The 16,182-nt window shown below is 57.3% G+C and carries 22 protein-coding genes; 13 read left to right on the forward strand and 9 right to left on the reverse strand.

What is annotated here, in order from left to right:
- Window positions 1–5 precede the first annotated feature (5 nt).
- Window positions 6–416, reverse strand: a complete 411-nt coding sequence (locus GDN47_RS32740; RefSeq protein WP_113331207.1) for a helix-turn-helix domain-containing protein — start codon at window positions 414–416, stop codon at window positions 6–8.
- Entirely contained in the window at window positions 400–864 is a 465-nt protein-coding gene (locus tag GDN47_RS32745) for a hypothetical protein (protein WP_173002521.1), read from the reverse strand. Before GDN47_RS32745 ends, GDN47_RS32740 begins: the two co-directional genes overlap by 17 nt.
- A gap of 347 nt (window positions 865–1,211) precedes the next feature.
- Here GDN47_RS32745 and GDN47_RS18580 point away from each other — a divergent pair, with 347 nt between their 5' ends.
- The 5 genes from GDN47_RS18580 to GDN47_RS18600 are packed head-to-tail and all read left to right on the forward strand — an operon-like array spanning window position 1,212 to window position 4,634.
- Window positions 1,212–2,285 carry a hypothetical protein gene (locus tag GDN47_RS18580; protein ID WP_113353317.1) on the forward strand — a complete coding sequence of 358 codons (1,074 nt, stop codon included), beginning with the start codon at window positions 1,212–1,214 and terminating at the stop codon, window positions 2,283–2,285.
- Between the two features lie 27 nt (window positions 2,286–2,312).
- On the forward strand, window positions 2,313–2,741 hold the full coding sequence (csgH, locus tag GDN47_RS18585) for a curli-like amyloid fiber formation chaperone CsgH (protein ID WP_113353316.1): 429 nt from the start codon (window positions 2,313–2,315) through the stop codon (window positions 2,739–2,741).
- Window positions 2,738–3,247: a hypothetical protein gene (locus GDN47_RS18590; protein WP_113331203.1), complete on the forward strand. Its 510-nt coding sequence runs from the start codon at window positions 2,738–2,740 to the stop codon at window positions 3,245–3,247. The genes csgH and GDN47_RS18590 overlap by 4 nt, the downstream gene beginning before the upstream one ends.
- Before the next feature lie 41 nt (window positions 3,248–3,288).
- Window positions 3,289–3,597 (forward strand): curli assembly protein CsgF, encoded by a 309-nt coding sequence (locus GDN47_RS18595; RefSeq protein WP_113353315.1) that lies wholly within the window; start codon window positions 3,289–3,291, stop codon window positions 3,595–3,597.
- 56 nt (window positions 3,598–3,653) lie between these two features.
- Window positions 3,654–4,634 carry a CsgG/HfaB family protein gene (locus GDN47_RS18600; protein ID WP_113353314.1) on the forward strand — a complete coding sequence of 327 codons (981 nt, stop codon included), beginning with the start codon at window positions 3,654–3,656 and terminating at the stop codon, window positions 4,632–4,634.
- Between the two features lie 17 nt (window positions 4,635–4,651).
- On the opposite strand, the gene GDN47_RS18605 is transcribed toward GDN47_RS18600, so the two are convergent.
- Together GDN47_RS18605 and GDN47_RS18610 are read right to left on the reverse strand one after the other, a co-directional pair.
- Complete coding sequence (locus GDN47_RS18605; RefSeq protein ID WP_145634339.1) at window positions 4,652–4,942, reverse strand: hypothetical protein; 291 nt, start codon at window positions 4,940–4,942, stop codon at window positions 4,652–4,654.
- Between the two features lie 195 nt (window positions 4,943–5,137).
- Complete coding sequence (locus tag GDN47_RS18610) at window positions 5,138–5,479, reverse strand: hypothetical protein (RefSeq protein WP_145321361.1); 342 nt, start codon at window positions 5,477–5,479, stop codon at window positions 5,138–5,140.
- A gap of 172 nt (window positions 5,480–5,651) precedes the next feature.
- Between GDN47_RS18610 and GDN47_RS32595 the strand changes: the two genes are divergently transcribed.
- Complete coding sequence (locus tag GDN47_RS32595; RefSeq protein WP_113331199.1) at window positions 5,652–6,284, forward strand: invasion associated locus B family protein; 633 nt, start codon at window positions 5,652–5,654, stop codon at window positions 6,282–6,284.
- A gap of 215 nt (window positions 6,285–6,499) precedes the next feature.
- Here GDN47_RS32595 and GDN47_RS18620 read toward each other — a convergent pair whose 3' ends face one another.
- The gene (locus tag GDN47_RS18620) at window positions 6,500–7,345 is read right to left on the reverse strand and encodes an alanine--tRNA ligase-related protein (protein ID WP_173002536.1); all 846 of its coding nucleotides are present in this window, start codon (window positions 7,343–7,345) and stop codon (window positions 6,500–6,502) included.
- Window positions 7,346–7,727: 382 nt separating this feature from the next.
- Between GDN47_RS18620 and GDN47_RS18625 the strand changes: the two genes are divergently transcribed.
- Window positions 7,728–8,348, forward strand: a complete 621-nt coding sequence (locus tag GDN47_RS18625) for a hypothetical protein (RefSeq protein WP_145321365.1) — start codon at window positions 7,728–7,730, stop codon at window positions 8,346–8,348.
- A 165-nt stretch (window positions 8,349–8,513) separates the two neighbouring features.
- On the opposite strand, the gene GDN47_RS18630 is transcribed toward GDN47_RS18625, so the two are convergent.
- Entirely contained in the window at window positions 8,514–9,425 is a 912-nt protein-coding gene (locus GDN47_RS18630) for a DMT family transporter (RefSeq protein ID WP_152093971.1), read from the reverse strand.
- Between the two features lie 244 nt (window positions 9,426–9,669).
- Between GDN47_RS18630 and GDN47_RS18635 the strand changes: the two genes are divergently transcribed.
- On the forward strand, window positions 9,670–10,398 hold the full coding sequence (locus GDN47_RS18635; RefSeq protein WP_152093972.1) for an MgtC/SapB family protein: 729 nt from the start codon (window positions 9,670–9,672) through the stop codon (window positions 10,396–10,398).
- A gap of 67 nt (window positions 10,399–10,465) precedes the next feature.
- Window positions 10,466–11,017: a BON domain-containing protein gene (locus GDN47_RS18640; protein ID WP_152093973.1), complete on the forward strand. Its 552-nt coding sequence runs from the start codon at window positions 10,466–10,468 to the stop codon at window positions 11,015–11,017.
- A 174-nt stretch (window positions 11,018–11,191) separates the two neighbouring features.
- Here the strand turns inward: GDN47_RS18640 and GDN47_RS18645 are convergent, their stop codons facing one another.
- A complete protein-coding gene (locus GDN47_RS18645) occupies window positions 11,192–11,629 on the reverse strand; it encodes a hypothetical protein (protein ID WP_152093974.1) in 438 nt (145 codons plus the stop codon).
- 349 nt (window positions 11,630–11,978) lie between these two features.
- Here GDN47_RS18645 and GDN47_RS18655 point away from each other — a divergent pair, with 349 nt between their 5' ends.
- Window positions 11,979–12,335 (forward strand): hypothetical protein, encoded by a 357-nt coding sequence (locus tag GDN47_RS18655; RefSeq protein ID WP_112723820.1) that lies wholly within the window; start codon window positions 11,979–11,981, stop codon window positions 12,333–12,335.
- A 106-nt stretch (window positions 12,336–12,441) separates the two neighbouring features.
- Here GDN47_RS18655 and GDN47_RS18660 read toward each other — a convergent pair whose 3' ends face one another.
- The gene (locus tag GDN47_RS18660; protein WP_113331323.1) at window positions 12,442–12,699 is read right to left on the reverse strand and encodes a DUF2934 domain-containing protein; all 258 of its coding nucleotides are present in this window, start codon (window positions 12,697–12,699) and stop codon (window positions 12,442–12,444) included.
- Window positions 12,700–12,841: 142 nt separating this feature from the next.
- Here GDN47_RS18660 and GDN47_RS18665 point away from each other — a divergent pair, with 142 nt between their 5' ends.
- Genes GDN47_RS18665 through GDN47_RS18670 form a run of 3 tightly spaced genes read left to right on the forward strand, consistent with a single transcriptional unit; the run spans window position 12,842 to window position 13,758 of the window.
- Entirely contained in the window at window positions 12,842–13,303 is a 462-nt protein-coding gene (locus tag GDN47_RS18665; RefSeq protein WP_152093975.1) for a YbhB/YbcL family Raf kinase inhibitor-like protein, read from the forward strand.
- Between the two features lie 56 nt (window positions 13,304–13,359).
- Entirely contained in the window at window positions 13,360–13,530 is a 171-nt protein-coding gene (locus GDN47_RS32065) for a hypothetical protein (RefSeq protein ID WP_173002522.1), read from the forward strand.
- Between the two features lie 39 nt (window positions 13,531–13,569).
- Entirely contained in the window at window positions 13,570–13,758 is a 189-nt protein-coding gene (locus GDN47_RS18670) for a DUF3008 family protein (protein ID WP_095438378.1), read from the forward strand.
- A gap of 37 nt (window positions 13,759–13,795) precedes the next feature.
- On the opposite strand, the gene GDN47_RS18675 is transcribed toward GDN47_RS18670, so the two are convergent.
- The gene (locus tag GDN47_RS18675; RefSeq protein WP_152093976.1) at window positions 13,796–16,171 is read right to left on the reverse strand and encodes a phosphoketolase family protein; all 2,376 of its coding nucleotides are present in this window, start codon (window positions 16,169–16,171) and stop codon (window positions 13,796–13,798) included.
- Between the last annotated feature and the right edge of the window lie 11 nt (window positions 16,172–16,182).

Consider the following 16,182-nt stretch of genomic DNA (forward strand, 5'->3'; position numbering starts at 1 on the left):
GTGTTTCAATCGTCCCGATCGTTGTTGCTGCGAGCAATTATCGTGCGGATGGCCCTTGATGAGCTCCAGGAAACGGCCCCGCCGGACCGAACCGGATAGATAGCTGCCCGGGTCTCCGGTTCGGAGAGGCCACTAACGTCTGCCGTAGACCCCTTGGGATCGCACAGCTCAATGTGGATCTCTTTGTCGAGCGCCCAGGCGAGATCCGCGATCGAACGAAGCGGAAGCTCTGTTTGCCCGCAGAGATAACGGTTCAGATCCCTTCGGCTGACGCCGACCAACTCCGCAAGTCGCTGCTGAGTAAACCCTTTCTGCGATCGCCTTTCGAGGACGGCGGCGGCCAGGTCGCTGCGAACATCTGCGATGAAACGGCTGGCCGCCCGCGCCCGCGCCCCTATCTCAAACCGAAATGACATCTTCCGGATTTACTCCCTCTACGCACAACGCATCACCCACACCAAGCGTGCGGCGCAATCGGCGCACCTCCAGCCGATAGCCGCGGTAAAGATCGTGATCCTTCACATGATCGGCCCAGTCTCCAAAGACAGCGACAAAACAGTCTCGCATGGCGAACCAGCCGAATATGCGGAAATCGACAGTCTTCAATTCCCAAACCGCATTTCGTTCGACCCGGATTGCCCGGAATTGTCGGCAATGAATGAGCGGTTTCCCTGAAACGAATGTATAGAAAAGAAAATCCAGCTGCTCGACAGGCCTGAGGACCGCACCGAGCGACGATGGTTCGTCCTTGCTTACGCGCTCGCTCAACCAGTTCACGAAGCTTGGTGTCGCGAAAAGCAGTCGCTTGGGTGACTGCTTTCGACCAAGCTGGATCTCAACTTTAACGATTGCTTCGGATGCCACGAGACTGTCAAACGTAGCCATAGCTGTCAACTAATCCATTATCATGTGGCAAGCCTTTCATCGAAGCTATCTATGGGTAGCATGAATTGCTGCACACCTGGATTGTATTTATCTAGCTTTCATATGGGTTAGAATGCCTAATCAAAGAAGAGTATAGCTCATACGTCATAGCGATACACATCTAATCCGTTACTCATTTCGAAGTAGGCGCTTTCTATTTCACATAGATCTGCGTTGCTGTCTTAGTCCGAACGGTTCTCTTGTTCGGCTCTCCTTCCGCGGCCTATTAAAAAGCTCGAGGGCGGCGAATGGTCGCTTGCCCCGTCATGGAGAACAGGGAGGATCACATGAGGACGATTGGAGCTCTCGCCGTCTTGCTGGCAAGCACGTCTTTGACATTTGCCGGGCCCCCGTCGCCGCCAGCCGAAAACGAATCGTTTATCGGCCAGGTGGGTGCATTCAACGGTGCTTTCGTCAGTCAGAACACTGGCAATAATGATGCTCTGACATTCCAGAATGGCGTCGGCAACTTCGCCGTCACCAATCAGGACAAGGCCAAATCCAACACATCAGCCATCCTGCAATTCGGTGACGGCAACGTCGCCTTCGCCGACCAGAAAGGCAAGACGAACGATCAGAGCACGTTCCAGGCCGGCGTCATGAACTTCGCCTCGACCCTGCAGCGGGACGGCGCGGATAACAGCTCGACGATCGCCCAGTTCGGCTTTGGCAATTCCGCCTTCGCGGACCAGTCCAAGGGAGATAACTCCCAAGACACGCTGCAGGTCGGTGGCCTGAACTTCGCCTCGACAACCCAGACCGACGGCAAGCATGGCGGAAACGACTCCAGTACCATGCAGTTCGGCTGGGGTAATGGCGCCATCGTCGGCCAGGACGGCGGCGGCAACGACCAGACAACGCTGCAGGTCGGCGCCGGCAACTTTGCCGTCACCTCTCAGTTCGGTGTCATCGGCTTCAACGGCAATTCGTCGTCGACGACCCAGTTCGGTTGGGGCAATATATCCTTCGCCGATCAGGCGGGCGGCAACAACTCGCAAGACACGTTGCAGGCGGGCGCGCATAATTTCGCCATGACCGGCCAGTCGTCGTTCTTCGGCACGAACAAGGCGACCACGGCGCAGTTCGGTGTGGGCAACACCGCTCTGACATCCCAGATCGCCAATCCGCTCGGCTCCAACAATTCGATGATCGTGCAGGCCGGCTATCGCAATACCGCGATCGCTTCGCAATCGGGGCTGCAGACAGTGTTCCCCGTCAGCGGTTCGAACCTTCAGGGAACCATCCAGATCGGTTCGGGAAACTATGCCGTTACCTCTCAGACCAGCTCGAGCGGCCTGACGAACACGTCGGTTACGGCGCAGTTCGGCTATCGCAACACGGCCGTTACGGTCCAGCACTGAGTTTGCCGATGGAGGAGGCGAAAGCAAATGTCCGCCTCCTCCTTTAATGCGGCTGAACCAGCCATGTATGCCGGAAACAATGTCGGGCGATCAACATCCATCTTGCTTCTGAAATCCTTCTTGTCCGCGGCCTTGTTGTTCGCGTACGCCGCTCCTGCATCGTCTCAGGCTGAGTTTGAGTGCCTGATCAAGGCAGACAGGAAGGATGAGTTTCTTATGGTGCGGGCGATTGCAAAGTCTGTAGTAACAGTATCCGGAACATACAGGCTGGTTCTTTTCAAACATAGCGCAGCAGGTTCAAGCCAGAGCATTCAGCAAGGTAGCTTCGCATTAAAGCCAGGAGCAGAGAACCTTCTTGCCACGACAATTGTCGATGCAGGAAACGGGGTAGAACTGAGTGCAAGACTATTGATCGAAACCGATCGAGGTATATCACAATGCAGATTGCCAGAATGAAACGCCTGAACGATACGAAATCCGTGCTCGGCGCTGCTCTCGTCTTGGTTGCCTCGTTCTGCCAGATTGCAACGGAATGTCGAGCCGAGACGGCCTATGTCGCCCAGATCCCGGTAAATGTCACGACGACGGTGCAACTCGGAAATCTGCCGCCTCAACAGCAGCAGCAATATCATTCTTCGTCATCCCACCTTGCCGCAGGTATGGCCGCTACGCCGGAAGCGATCCTAGTGCCGCGAGGCAATAACTTGGCAAGGACGCTGGAAATAGGAACGCGCAACAGCGTGTATCACCTTCAGTCAGGAACGGGTAACAGCTCGACTGCCGGTATCATAGGGAACTACGGCAATATCAACGTCCTGCAGGGCGGCAATAATCTGAAGTCGAATGTCGTATTGCTGAATGGCGCAGGCCTGAACGTAAGTGTTCTTCAACCTGCGGGTTCGGCACCTGTCAATGTGCTGATCGCACGTTTACCGGGTGGTGGCTTGCTCATCAAACGTTGAGTGGACGCAGCAGCCTTTGAAAATAGGGGAGGGGAATAGCAATGAGAATAGATGCGGCAATGATTACAGTTGGTCTGGTAGCCTTGATGGCGGCGCCGGCCATGGCGGGGCAATTGGTCTATCAGCCAACCAATCCGACATTTGGGGGAAATCCGTTGAATGGTTCATTCCTTCTTTCGACGGCGCAGACGCAGGGCGCCGGCGTCAAGTCGGGGCAGCAACAGACGCCGGATCTATCCGGTCTCGACAAGGCCTTGAGTAATCTTGGGAACGTTAATCAAGGTACGGGTTCAACCGGAACATCTCCGGTCATCGTGATCCAGAGCGGCCAGGTGCCGGCCAATCCTTGAACCAAATTGATTGTGTCCTCGTTCGGTGTTGTTGGGAGCGATTTATTCGAGCGTCCATGTCACATGTTGGTTTTCCTGTCGCAGCCATTCTATGCGGATTGGGTCTTGGTGGCTGCGCCGCCGCGGGCAGCAGCCTCGACCCGATGAGCACTCCAGCGACGCTTATGCCCGCCACGAAGTCAGGTGTGGCATTGGAGAGTCTGCCGCCACCCATACAAAAGCTCGATGTGGCGGTCTATTCCTTTCCCGATCTGACGGGACAGAACAAACCCAATGAAAACTTTGCCGAATATTCCCGCGCTCTGACGCAGGGCGGCGCGCAGTTGTTGACTGACGTGCTGACCAAGGCTGGTAACGGTAACTGGTTCAATGTCGTCGAGCGCACGGATCTGCAGTCGCTGCTGCAGGAGCGCCAGATCATCCAGAACACGAGATCGGCGGTTTACGGCGCGAAGGCTGGCGGCATCCCGCCGCTTCGGTTTGCCGGAGTGCTGCTGGATGGCGGTATCATCGGTTATGATTCCAATGAAACGACTGGCGGTATCGGTGCCAATTATCTCGGGATCGGCGGAAACACACAATACCGAAAGGACATCGTTACCGTATCCTTGCGGGCCGTCAGCGTCAGTACGGGGCGGGTGCTAGCCTCTGTCAGCACGACCAAGACGATCTATTCCGTGCAGTTGCAGGGATCGGCGTTCCGTTTCGTCGGCGTCGACCAGCTGCTCCAGATCGAGGGCGGTATTACACGAAACGCGCCCACGACCTTGGGCGTCCAGGAAGGCATTCAGCTCGCAGTCTATTCGTTGATTTTCGAGGGCGTAAGGAACGGGCTGTGGCAATTCAGGGATGCCGCCGCAGGCGCGGCGTTCATGCGATATCTGGACGAGCATCAAAGAGCCATGACGTACAAGCTCGATGCCAACGGCCGACCGATCGGTCCGGCGGTCGCCGTTCCCGCCGCCAGCGCGGCGCAACCGGCCGTGGAGGCCGCTTCCCAGCCCATCCTGGTCAAGGACAGGCCGAAGAGCTTATGATCGTTGCCGGCGCCAAATCATTTTTTCCGGCAGATTTCGGATTGTGCGTTGTCAGGTCCGCAGGTCGCAGCTCCGTTCTGGGTGCTGGCATTCGGATTTGGTTTGACCGGAGCCTTGCCGGCAGGTCCTTTCTCCAGGTTGCCGTTCTTCCTCGGCGGAATACGTCCTTTCACCTGGGGAATTTGGGTCTCTGAAAATCCGGAACGCCGGATAATGGGTTGACCGCTTGCTAGGACATCGGCTGAGCCAAGCGTTCCGGCAAGAAGCAAGATAGCCGTAACAGCAATGATTTTACTGGGATGCATCATGTCGATACTGCTCCTGAATCGCAATCTTGAGCCGATATCGAATTATCGGCTCCGAACATGCCGCTCTCGAAGTTTCAGCTGGCCGAGGGCCTCTCGGTTTCATGCTTGCTGCCGCTCTCATTGGCGGTCTTGTTCTCGCCGCGCGCCTGGGGCGGTCGCCTGGTGCTTTGATCATTGCCTGCCGCCAAGATACAGTCAGCGTGATACCGCGCCTGACCCAACCGTTGGCAAATGGCCATCGGCCGGTGCGGCTGCAGCTCGCTCGGTCACGCCATTGCCCACATTCGGAAAAATGCTGCCTGCCAGTCGGACGTTCGCCTGCGTTCGTGATGCTTGCCTCGGCTTGTGCGGCATCACCCGGCGGTTAATCGGAGATCGAGGCACGGGCATGACGGATGTCTCCGGCAGCTGTTCGACGAAGGCAGGGTTTGCTTCCGCGGAGGGAGCCTGTTGCAGATAGCTTTCGTCGCATATGGCGCCATCGGTCAGCGCGAGCATGACGATCAGGGAGTAGCCGACAACGAGTCTTGATGTCATCTGAATCGTTCCCTGCGTTTTATTAGGATATTAAACGCCTATGTCCCTGCATTGAATAAATGAATTGAAATTCTTCGAATTTTTATCTTCTTTAAACGCAATTTGAAATTGATCAATATTCGACATTATTGCAATTGTACTATAAAATTGCAAACAAAATCGGGAGGATGGAATGAATTTATATTTGAAGACATTCCTGTGTTGTGTGATTTTCTCGCTTTGCGGAGCGGGCGTTTCCTCCACGCTCTGGGCCGATGATAGCTCAGCGACACCGCAATCGGGGTCTCAAAATGTGACGCCGGATGCCGGCAAGAGCGATCCATCCAGCGCCGCGGCGCCGGCTCCGGCTACACCAGCGCCAGCCGGTCCGCAGATTAGCGAACAGAAGTTCGATGCGTGGATATTGCAATGTTCGGGCGACAAAACGATGAAGCCGCGCTGCCAGATCGTCTACCGGTTGACGTCACCGGATCAAAGGCAGGTGTTCATGGTCATCAGCATGGCGCGTTCCGCGGACAAGAAGATTGGCATGCAGATGGCTCTTCCGCTTGGTTTTGCTATTCAGGGTGGTGTGAAGATTGGCTTCGGCAGCAAATATTCGACGATGGCGAAGGTATCGCGCTGCACCACGCAAGGATGCCTAGTGGAGGGGTTGTGCCCACCCGCGATGCTTGCCGCCTTGATGAAGGAAAAGTCGGGAAAAGTCTCGATCCGGATGATGCAGGGAAACATGGCGGAGCTTCCGATCTCCCTGACCGGTTTCGGTGCCGCCTTCCAGGCTATGCAGGCAGACAGCGGATCATGATCGGGACGCTTCCGTCCACTCGCAGGTCATCGTTTTACGGCTACAAATAGAAAACTTCCGATATCGCTGCCAGCGGCCGCTTGGTGATCTCCGAAAATTCAGGATCTTGCCGACTTGTCATGAATTGGCTCGCTCCAAGTCCTCACGTGTTTCCGGAAGGGCGGCGAAGGTGGCCACTCGCACGATCTCCTTCGCCGCTTCATCATCAGTCGACGCTACGTTCCATTCATCGCCTGCAGGTCGGCGACATCGATGCCGTGCGTGTCGAACCACCATTCCGGTGGCATGTCGGGATATTTTTCGCGAAGGCGCAAATATTTGGAGCGCAATCGTTCCTGACGCACGACTTCCTGTTCGAAATAGGGATGGTCCAGTGCTCCGCCCATCACATGGATGCGGCGAAGGAGCTTTCGCAAGACATATCCCTGCTCCTTGTTTCCCGGCTTGTAGCCGCTCTCCACGATCGTCGTGACAGTGTCGCGCAACGTGCCGAGTGCATCAGCCGGTGGCGTGCCGTTCACGATCATGTCGAGACGTTCGGCGCCGAAACCCACGTCGATACAGGTTCCGAGCGGATTGACGATATTCCCGATCTCGATGCCATCCTTGTAGAACTCGGTGCAGTAGCCGCTGACGTTGCCGTCGCTCCAGGTGCATTCTTCATCCGGAACGATAGGAATGCGATCCCGATAAAGCGGCGTCCAATCCTCCAGTCGGTCCGGATGGATCGTGGCATGGTCCGGGACCAGGCCGAGCGTCCCGAGAAACTCGATCCAGAAGTCGATGGCGTCGCCGACGGTCAGTTCTCGAAACGAGAAAAGCCCTAGCATCGTGAAGTGGAGGAAATGGGTGCCGTCCCCGATTTCGTCGAGATCGCCCATTCTCAGGCAGGCCTGAGAGTTCGCAACGGTTCCAATGAAGGATGGATCGGAGAAGAGGGGTTTGTACTGCTGCATCCCAGCGCTGCAGAAGAGCGTGGTATTATCGTGCGGCCGTACGGAGTCTATGCGTGTGAATTTGATGCCTTTGGAAAGGCAGAAGTCTTGGTATTGCTGGATCAGGCGTCCCGCGATGACATAGGCAACCTCCTTTGCTGTTCGTGTGCATTCTTAGAACATAGCGACACGATGTGGGATCTGCAATGCGCAGACGCGAGTTTCAGCTTGCAGGCGGAAAGTGCATGCTGCTTCAGGTGGTGGATCTTCTTCACCTTTGCTACATGCCTGTCTTGCTTTTGTTGTAGATCAGGTCCCGAGGCGCTGATGTTTATTTTTGACGGGAGCGACGAGATTGCTTCATCGATCGGTTTGGTGTACGGCCTTAGCCCATAATGATCGCAAGCGATCGCCGCGCGACGGTCGTTGCTCTTAGAGAATGCAAGCCTCTCATCAATGCTGATTGTCCATCAACTGCGCTCCGTCGTCGAGCACACACTGAAATATCATGGTTAAACAGACAAAGCCCTTCGTTATCGAAATCAAATCCTCCCGTCGAACAAAAGCAAAGCCAGTCGAATCGGCAAGATCGATCTGGGGAGAGCTTGCAGCCGATCTCAAGCAGACCCTGGCGATGGAGCAGGAAACGCAGCCAAGCGCGTCTCAGCTCGCGGATCGCGCGGCGCTTCCGACACTGGATTGCGAGACGGTTATCGATCATGATGAAGCGACGGCTCCGCGGCCGGCGTTTCAGTTTCTTGAAAAATGGATTGCAAGGAAGGCTGAGAAGCCGAAGGCCGGCACGCAGGGCGTGGTTGAGGCGTTCCTCGCGCGGCTTGACCAGCAAAAGATCCTGCTTGCGGAGTTTCAGTCGGATCCCGACGGTTTCAAGCGCTGGCGCTCAGCGTGGTTTCGCAAGGTCACCGGTGGTTTCGGCGTGAGCGTCAGCCATGACCTGATCGATGCTGGTGGCGGTTTGCGATATGTCGTCGTCGATACGCTTGATGGCGTCTCTCAATTTCTCGAGGATCTCCGTCACCACGCGCAAACCGACGTGGATTTTCAGCGAGCTTTGGCGGTGAACCGCATGCAGCGCGCGGCCCGGCTGACTGGCGGCAAAGCAATCTGATGGCTTTTCGGGACAACGGTATGTCCCAGCTCAAAGACCGGGACTGTGGCGCGATCCGGCGGAGCGGCTTCAGCCACTTAACGTCCTGATCTTCGGTATCCTCGCCGTAAAGCCGCCACCCGCTTTGGCGCATCTGGCTCATGGTTTCGAGTGCAGGCGGGCCATCTATCGGTGGCGTCTCAATATTTCACGTTCTTCCGGTGAGCGTGCCATGCGGCGCTCCCACAGGATAAGCAGGAAGCTTGAGGCGATGATAAGGAGGGCGCCGGCAAAGACGTTCGTCGCCGGAACCTCGGCCCAGATCACATAGCCGTACACGAAAGCCCAAACGAGGCCGCTATATTCGATGGGCGCCAGCGTCGAAGCGGGTGCGTATCGAAAGCCTTCATAGAGCAGAAACTGCCCAATCGTCGAGATAATGCCGAGGGTCAGCATCAGTGCCCAGCCGCTCGCGTCAGGGGTCTTCCATGTCCATGGAAACGACAGGGCACAGGCAATGCCGAATATCAGGCTCGTGGCATACATCTGGGTAAGCGTGGTCTCGCTTCGGCTGACGAGTCGAATTAGGATCGTGCTCCAAGCCCAGCAGAAACCCGCGACGATGCACATGGCGGCGGGCAGGAGGTTGGGCGAATGGCTTGGATTTGCCGCGATCGCCACCCCGATGAAGCCTCCTATGCAGGCGATCCAGCGGCCCGCATGGACCTTCTCCTTGAGAACGAAGATCGATAGAATCACGACGATCATCGGCGCCGAAAAGTACAGTGTCGTAAGTTCTGCCAGACCCAGATAGCGGGCCGCATTGTAGAAGAGCAGCCAGGCAAGCAGCATCAGCCCGGCGCGCAGGACGACCGTGCCGCGATAGGGGCTTTTGAAAATTGAGGGATGGCGCCGATAACGGACGAGCACGCCTGCGACCAGCACAATGACCAGACTGCGCATGAAGAGGATCTCCGGTACTTCGTAGCTGGCGACCAGCCACTTCACCATCGCGTCCTGAAGGGAAAAGCAGGCATATCCCGCGCAGGCGAGCGCGATCCCTGCAATGGGTCCCTTTTCACGGTTTCCGGAAATCATATGGCCTCGCAGGGTATGTCGAATCGATACGGTCGCTTGCCATTGCAGGAAGCGGTTCGCGGTATGGTGGCGCGAGCGATCCTCTGGCTAAGCGCTTTCCCTCGAACTGACAAGAGAGCTCGAAATCATCATGCTGCTTTTATTGCGCTTTTCGTGAGCGCTTCCGTCGGCGATGGAACGAAACGCCGTCTGCGATGTTCCCCAACTGGAAAATCCCGGTGGCGACACTTTCTGGGAGGACATCATGCCTGACCTTAGCGATATCATGCGGGTGGAGGCGGACTGGCTGGATACTGTTGTCCGTCTGGTGCTGGTTGTCATTGCCGGAGGGTTGATCGGCATCAATCGAGAGATGGGCGGGCATGCGGCGGGGTTTCGCACGACGATCCTTGTCGGGCTTGCCGCGTGCCTGTCGATGATCCAGGCTAACCTCCTACTGTCCACATTGGGCAAGACGTCACAATCGTTTGCCTCGATGGATGTGCTGCGCTTTCCACTCGGCGTCCTGACCGGCGTCGGCTTCATCGGCGGCGGCGCCATCCTTAAGCGCGGAGATCTCGTCACGGGCGTGACGACAGCTGCGACCCTGTGGATCATGACGGCCGTTGGCCTATGCATCGGCGGCGGTCAACTCGTTGTCGGTTCGGCCGGCGCCCTCATCGCCTTTGTGGTGCTCTCGCCGTTTAAACAGTTCGATAGGTTGATCCCTCGCAGGCAGAAGGCGCGTATCGTGATAGAGCTGCCTTGCAGTGCCGGCATTGGGATCTCCGATATGCAGGCAGCGCTTGAACCGCTCGGATATGTCTTCTCTTTTGTCGGCAAGGCGGCGGGCTCGACCGAGGCCACTGCGCATATTTCCTACGAGGTGCGGTGGCGGCAGGCAGGACTGGATGGCGGCGGTGCGCGGCTGCTGGCATCCCTTCAAGAGCGTTATAAGGTCGTGTCTTTGGAAATGCTGACGAGTGGAACTTGATACGACCCCCACATCGGAACATTCCGGAGCGGTGAAAGTTTGTCCCTAATTAAAGAGGGAGAAAACCATGACCGAAGCCAAGCAACAGACAAGGGCAAAGGATTCTCCGGATCGCGGCGATATACGGACCCTTCAGGCGCTTGATCAGGCCGCCGGTGGCTCGGGGGATGTCGCAGCCGAGGAGACGAGGCGACATCCGTCAAAGGAAATTCGGCCTGAGCAGGGTACGGATGACGCACGCTGCGAGGATTCAGCCGAATCCGACCGGCAGCGCGAGCAAACGGCCGATGAAATTTCCGTCTGGATTTCCAATGTCAGGACGACCTCCGGATCAGGGGAGGCCGGGGGCGACAGAATCTCCGAAGACCCGTCAGCCAGAACCTCCACGCCGACCCCGGAAAGGACCGATGAGGAAATTCGTACCGAGATCGAAGGCAGGCTGAAAGCCGACCAATTGCTAAAGGAGGCGAGCATCTTCGTCACTGTGAGTCGCGGGCGAGTCGTTGTCGAAGGGTCTGTTGAAAATCACGAAGCCAAGCAGCGCGCCGAGGCGATCTCCCGGCAAGCCTGCGGCATAATCGGGCATGACAGCAATCTTACCGTGCGCAAATCCTCGTAGGATCAGGACTTCGACATGCGAATGCTACTGCTCCTCATTTTCGGCTTGATGATCGCGTCCATTCTGGGGATTCTCGTCATTAAGCCGTTTACGTCGAGCGATCATCGAGATTCTGGCGCCGTTACGCACGGTCCCATAGAGCAGCCCGAGCCAAAGCCGTAGGGAAGATCGGCTCTATTTGTTTGGCTGTTGGCCGTTTTGCTGTTCTTTCGGTTGGTCGCCAGGCTTGATGACAGGCGTGTTGCCGACCTGCGGGGCGGGCTTCTCCATTTTGCTGTCACCAACGGGCGGTGGCTTCAGCACGCCGCCGCAGTCGGACAGCTTCTGGCTGGGATTGCCGTCCGGCGTGGACGTCTGCCCGCTTTCCGCATGCCTGTTGTCAGTCTGCCGGTTGGTATCCTCTGCCTTGCATCGATCGTCGTTCGATTGCTGTGCGAACACGAAATTCGATGACATGACGGCCGCGACCGCCGTCATCAGCAGGAAGCCTGCGTATTTAGCCACCGCACTCCGGGTGTTCGAAAGGCGCAATCGATTAAATCGGGGCGGAGAAAATGGTGTTGACGCCGACGATTCCTTCGGCGGCACCGCGCTGATGATAATCCTTGTCATTGTTCACCTCGATGACGGTATGGATTGTCGTCGGACACGACCGGGACCACACGGTAGAGCATCAAAGGCCCTTCCCTTTCCGTCTCCTCGAATGTTGGAAAGGTCGCAGATCGGATGGGTAGAAAGCTCGACTGCCGTTTCGTTGGCTATGGAGAGAAAGCGGAAAAATCTCCATATTCTTCAGCACCATCGCGTCCGCTTGGCACGATCTACGACCTCATTGGGCTAACGCCGGGCTTCGCACATTGTTCCGGTTTAATGCCGATCGGATGTAGGTGCTCCTTTGATGGAACCATCTTTCGGCGTCTCTGTTAGGTCCATATGGAATTTGTAGAGATGGAGGCTTGCCATGGCATTCGAGGAACCGAAGAAGCCCCAGGATCAGAAGAAACCATTGTCCGCGACCGAGGCCCGCCAGGGGGTGCGAGGCACGCATCTGTCTACCATCTTGATCACGGCATTGGTTCTGGCGGCAATCGTATGGGCGGGCGTTGAAGTTTGGGGTCGTTATATCGAACCAAACAAACCGCAGAACCCGGCGCCTACAATAAGTTCCTCAAGCGGTCAGCCGCAGACCGGCACGATAGACAATACGCCGCCAGCAGGGCAATCCATACAACCCGCTCCAACCGATCGCACTGAGAACAACCAGCAAGGCACAAAGAGCACGCCAGCCCAACCAAATCGCGACGGAACGCAGAATTAGCGGGCGGGCTCTGGAAATTCATAGGGATCAATGTGTATCGCGGATATCCGTTCCTCTTTGAGGGATCGGACATGGGAACGGCTTGCCGGCGGGAACTGACGAAAAATTATCCGACGCGGCGATCCTCGGAGGGGGTGTCTTCCTCGGATTCCCGAGCGTCATTCTTGGGTGGGTTTGTTGCAGCCCTTCGCCGAAACCTTGCGAGCACTTCTTCTCCGTCCACGGAGGCTCGCGTTCTCTCCATGATCTCGCGTTCCTTGGCCGCCTGCTCCCAGTGATGCTGGCTGCAGCCCCAGGGACGGCCAGCTGCTTCCCAAATGGCGTAGGCCCTCTTGCTGATCCACTCGAACCGTTCGTCCGTCATTTTTTCCTCCTTCATGGACGCTCCCACAACTGCGGGTGAGTGCGAATGTTCCCTATGGGGAACAATAATGATTCTGATGTGTTCCACTTTAGGTTCAGAAGTTCACAGGCTCATGAATCCATGACAGCAAGAGGAGGATCGAATGGCTTTGACGTTGATCAGCAAGGCCTTTGCTGAGAATGCGCCGATACCGAGCAAATACGCGCTGGATGGAGAAAATATATTCCCGCCGCTTGCCTGGGGCGGCGCTCCCAAAGGGACCCAGAGCTTCGCCTTGATCATCGAGGACCCGGATGCGCCGGCGGGAACATTCCGGCATTGCGGCATCGCCAACATTCCGGCGGAGTGGAGCGGCTTGGTTGAAAACGTGGATGCTATGCAGGAGCAGGCGCTGCGTTTCTATAAGAATGATTTCGGCAATGCCCGTTACGACGGTCCGCGTCCTCCGGCAGGCGATCCGCCCCATCGGTACGTTTTCCGGCTTGCCGCGCTCGATGTAGCGCGGATGACGCTTCCCGAAGCCGCTGGCGCGGAAGCCATGTGGCAGAAAGTGAAGAAACACATGCTTGCAGAGGCAAGCCTTACTGGCAGCTACCAGTCGTAAGCCACGCTTTGCAGGCAGACATGATCGGCGGTTCCTGCCGCCGAGGGATGGTTGCAATGAGCAGAAGAGACCCAGACGGTGCGCACAAACAGGAACCGCGCACGTTTTCCGCGGAAGATGCACGCCAAGGCGAGATCATCCTGACGCGACGGTGGCAGCGTCTGGTGTTCATCGGCGGACTTGCCGCCGTAGTCCTCGTTATCCTGCTGGTCCGCTTTGCCGGATAGGCCGGCAAAATTTCAACCTCATCCAAAGGAGATGTCATCATGCCAGCAAAGTCGAAATCACAGCAAATGGCCGCCGGTGCGGCGCTTGCCGCCAAACGTGGCGAACGAAAGAAGAGCGAACTGAAGGGTGCGTCGAAAAGCATGGTCGACTCCATGAGCGAGAAGGAGCTTCACGACATGGCCTCGACCAAGCAAAAGGGAAAGCCGCAGCACGCATCCAAGTCCTGAGATCCAGGAACGCTGCACCGCGGTATTTCCGGCTGCTCTATCGCCTCCACCGCCAATTTGAGACTTCCGGCATATCCTCGCCGTGCCGGCGGACGTAATCGTGATGCTTGGTGAGTTTTGCCTTCAGGCCATCCACGACCTCCGGCACCTTCTCCGATAGGCCGGGAATACGATTGATCGCCTCCAAGGCGAGATGGTAGCGATCGAGTTCATTCAACACGGTCATGTCGAATGGCGTGGTCGTTGTACCCTCTTCGATGAAGCCGCGAACATGGATGTTGTCATGGTTGGTCCGCCGATAGGTCAGGCGGTGGATCAGGTAGGGATAGCCGTGATAGGCGAAGATCACTGGCTTGTCCGTGGTAAAGATCTGATCGAATGCCTGATGATCGAGACCATGCGGATGCTGTTGTGGGTCCTGCAGAGCCAGGAGATCGATCACGTTGACCGTGCGGATCTTGAGATCGGGGATCGCCTCGTGCAGCAGCATGACGGCAGCAAGCGTCTCCATGGTCGGGACATCGCCTGCGCAGGCCATCACGACGTCAGGGGCGATGGTGTTGTCTTCGTAGCTCGCCCAATCCCAGATGCCGACGCCCGTCTTACAATGGGCGGCCGCTTCGTCGATGCCGAGCCATTGCGATTCCGGCTGCTTGCCGGCGACGATGACGTTGATCCGGTCATAGGTCCTGAGGCAATGATCACCGACCCACAGCAGCGTATTGGCGTCCGGCGGCAGATAGATGCGCACGATGTCGGCCTTCTTGTTGGCGACGAGATCGACGAAGCCCGGATCCTGGTGGGAAAAGCCATTGTGATCCTGTCGCCAGACATGCGACGTCAACAGATAGTTCAGCGACGAGATCGGTTTGCGCCAGGGCAGTTCGCGCGAAACCTTCAGCCATTTGGCATGCTGGTTGAACATGGAATCGACGATATGGATGAAGGCTTCATAGCACGAAAAAAGCCCATGCCGACCCGTGAGCAGGTAGCCCTCCAACCAGCCCTGACATAGATGCTCGCTGAGCACCTCCATCACCCGCCCGTCGCGGGACAGATGGACGTCATAATCCTCGATCGCCTCCATCCAGACCCGATTCGTGGCTTCGAAGACGCTGCCGAGCCGGTTCGATTCCGTCTCGTCGGGGCCGAAGATGCGAAAATTCTGCTTGGCATCATTGAGCTTCAGCGTGTCGCGCAAGTAGTGCGCCAGGATTTCGGTGGATTGTACCTGCTTGCTGCCGCGCTCGCCGATCTCCACGGCGTAATCTTCGATGGACGGAACCAGAAGCTCCTGGCGCAGCAGGCCGCCATTGGCGTGGGGATTGGCGCCCATGCGCCTTTTGCCCCGCGGCGCCAGCGCTTGCAGCTCCTCCTTCAGCCGCCCGCTATGATCGAAAAGATCGTCGGGATCGTAGCTTCGCATCCAGTCTTCTAGGATCTTGCGATGCGCCTCGTCGCCGCGGCAATTGGCGACCGGCACCTGATGCGCGCGCCAGAATCCTTCCACCTTCTTGCCATCGACCTGCTTGGGGCCGGTCCAGCCTTTCGGGCTTCGCAACACGATCATGGGCCAGCGCGGCATGCTTTCCGACGACGTTTGTTCACGTGCGTTTCTTTGTATGTCGCGGATGCGGTCGAACACCTGGTCAAACGTGCCGGCCATCGCCTGATGCATGGCGGGTGGTTCATGTCCCTCGACGAAGAAGGGTTCGTAGCCATAGCCTGAGAGCAGCTTGTGCAGATCGTCGTCATCTGCGCGGCCGAGGATCGTCGGGTTGGCGATCTTGTAGCCGTTGAGGTGGAGGATGGGCAGTACCGCGCCATCGCGCGCCGGATTGAGGAACTTGTTGGAATGCCAGCTCGCAGCCAGAGGTCCGGTTTCGGCCTCGCCGTCGCCGACGACGCAGGCAACAATCAGATCGGGATTGTCGAACGCGGCGCCGTAGGCATGTACCAGTGCATAGCCCAGTTCGCCGCCCTCGTGGATGGAGCCGGGCGTTTCCGGTGCGGCGTGGCTCGGAATGCCGCCTGGGAAGGAAAACTGCTTGAACAGCCTTTGCATGCCTTCCGTCGTCTCGGAAATATCCGGATAGATCTCGCTATAGGTACCCTCGAGATAGGTGTTGGCGACCATGCCGGGGCCGCCATGGCCGGGGCCGCATATATAGATGACGTCGAGATCGCGTGCCTTGATGATGCGGTTGAGGTGCGCATAAATGAAATTCAATCCGGGCGTCGTGCCCCAGTGGCCGAGCAGTCTCGGCTTGATATGCTCCGGTTTCAGCGCTTCGCGCAGTAGCGGATTGTCCATCAGATAGATTTGGCCGACCGACAGATAGTTTGCCGCTTTCCAGTAGCGGTCGATCAGGGAGAGTTCCTCGGGCGAAAGCGGTGTGGTCACGGCATTCATCTGCGTCTCCT

Source organism: Martinezella dioscoreae, assembly GCF_009176305.1.
GTDB classification, from domain to species: Bacteria; Pseudomonadota; Alphaproteobacteria; order Rhizobiales; family Rhizobiaceae; genus Rhizobium; species Rhizobium dioscoreae.

Bases quoted from the DNA above. Each gene is read 5' to 3' on its own strand.
- GDN47_RS32740 (WP_113331207.1), bottom strand. From the start codon at position 416: ATGTCATTTCGGTTTGAGATAGGGGCGCGGGCGCGGGCGGCCAGCCGT.
- GDN47_RS18580 (WP_113353317.1), top strand. From the start codon at position 1,212: ATGAGGACGATTGGAGCTCTCGCCGTCTTGCTGGCAAGCACGTCTTTG.
- csgH (WP_113353316.1), top strand. From the start codon at position 2,313: ATGTCCGCCTCCTCCTTTAATGCGGCTGAACCAGCCATGTATGCCGGA.
- GDN47_RS18590 (WP_113331203.1), top strand. From the start codon at position 2,738: ATGAAACGCCTGAACGATACGAAATCCGTGCTCGGCGCTGCTCTCGTC.
- GDN47_RS18595 (WP_113353315.1), top strand. From the start codon at position 3,289: ATGAGAATAGATGCGGCAATGATTACAGTTGGTCTGGTAGCCTTGATG.
- GDN47_RS18600 (WP_113353314.1), top strand. From the start codon at position 3,654: ATGTCACATGTTGGTTTTCCTGTCGCAGCCATTCTATGCGGATTGGGT.
- GDN47_RS18605 (WP_145634339.1), bottom strand. From the start codon at position 4,942: ATGATGCATCCCAGTAAAATCATTGCTGTTACGGCTATCTTGCTTCTT.
- GDN47_RS18610 (WP_145321361.1), bottom strand. From the start codon at position 5,479: ATGACATCAAGACTCGTTGTCGGCTACTCCCTGATCGTCATGCTCGCG.
- GDN47_RS32595 (WP_113331199.1), top strand. From the start codon at position 5,652: ATGAATTTATATTTGAAGACATTCCTGTGTTGTGTGATTTTCTCGCTT.
- GDN47_RS18625 (WP_145321365.1), top strand. From the start codon at position 7,728: ATGGTTAAACAGACAAAGCCCTTCGTTATCGAAATCAAATCCTCCCGT.
- GDN47_RS18630 (WP_152093971.1), bottom strand. From the start codon at position 9,425: ATGATTTCCGGAAACCGTGAAAAGGGACCCATTGCAGGGATCGCGCTC.
- GDN47_RS18635 (WP_152093972.1), top strand. From the start codon at position 9,670: ATGCCTGACCTTAGCGATATCATGCGGGTGGAGGCGGACTGGCTGGAT.
- GDN47_RS18640 (WP_152093973.1), top strand. From the start codon at position 10,466: ATGACCGAAGCCAAGCAACAGACAAGGGCAAAGGATTCTCCGGATCGC.
- GDN47_RS18645 (WP_152093974.1), bottom strand. From the start codon at position 11,629: ATGACAAGGATTATCATCAGCGCGGTGCCGCCGAAGGAATCGTCGGCG.
- GDN47_RS18655 (WP_112723820.1), top strand. From the start codon at position 11,979: ATGGCATTCGAGGAACCGAAGAAGCCCCAGGATCAGAAGAAACCATTG.
- GDN47_RS18660 (WP_113331323.1), bottom strand. From the start codon at position 12,699: ATGACGGACGAACGGTTCGAGTGGATCAGCAAGAGGGCCTACGCCATT.
- GDN47_RS18665 (WP_152093975.1), top strand. From the start codon at position 12,842: ATGGCTTTGACGTTGATCAGCAAGGCCTTTGCTGAGAATGCGCCGATA.
- GDN47_RS32065 (WP_173002522.1), top strand. From the start codon at position 13,360: ATGAGCAGAAGAGACCCAGACGGTGCGCACAAACAGGAACCGCGCACG.
- GDN47_RS18670 (WP_095438378.1), top strand. From the start codon at position 13,570: ATGCCAGCAAAGTCGAAATCACAGCAAATGGCCGCCGGTGCGGCGCTT.
- GDN47_RS18675 (WP_152093976.1), bottom strand. From the start codon at position 16,171: ATGAATGCCGTGACCACACCGCTTTCGCCCGAGGAACTCTCCCTGATC.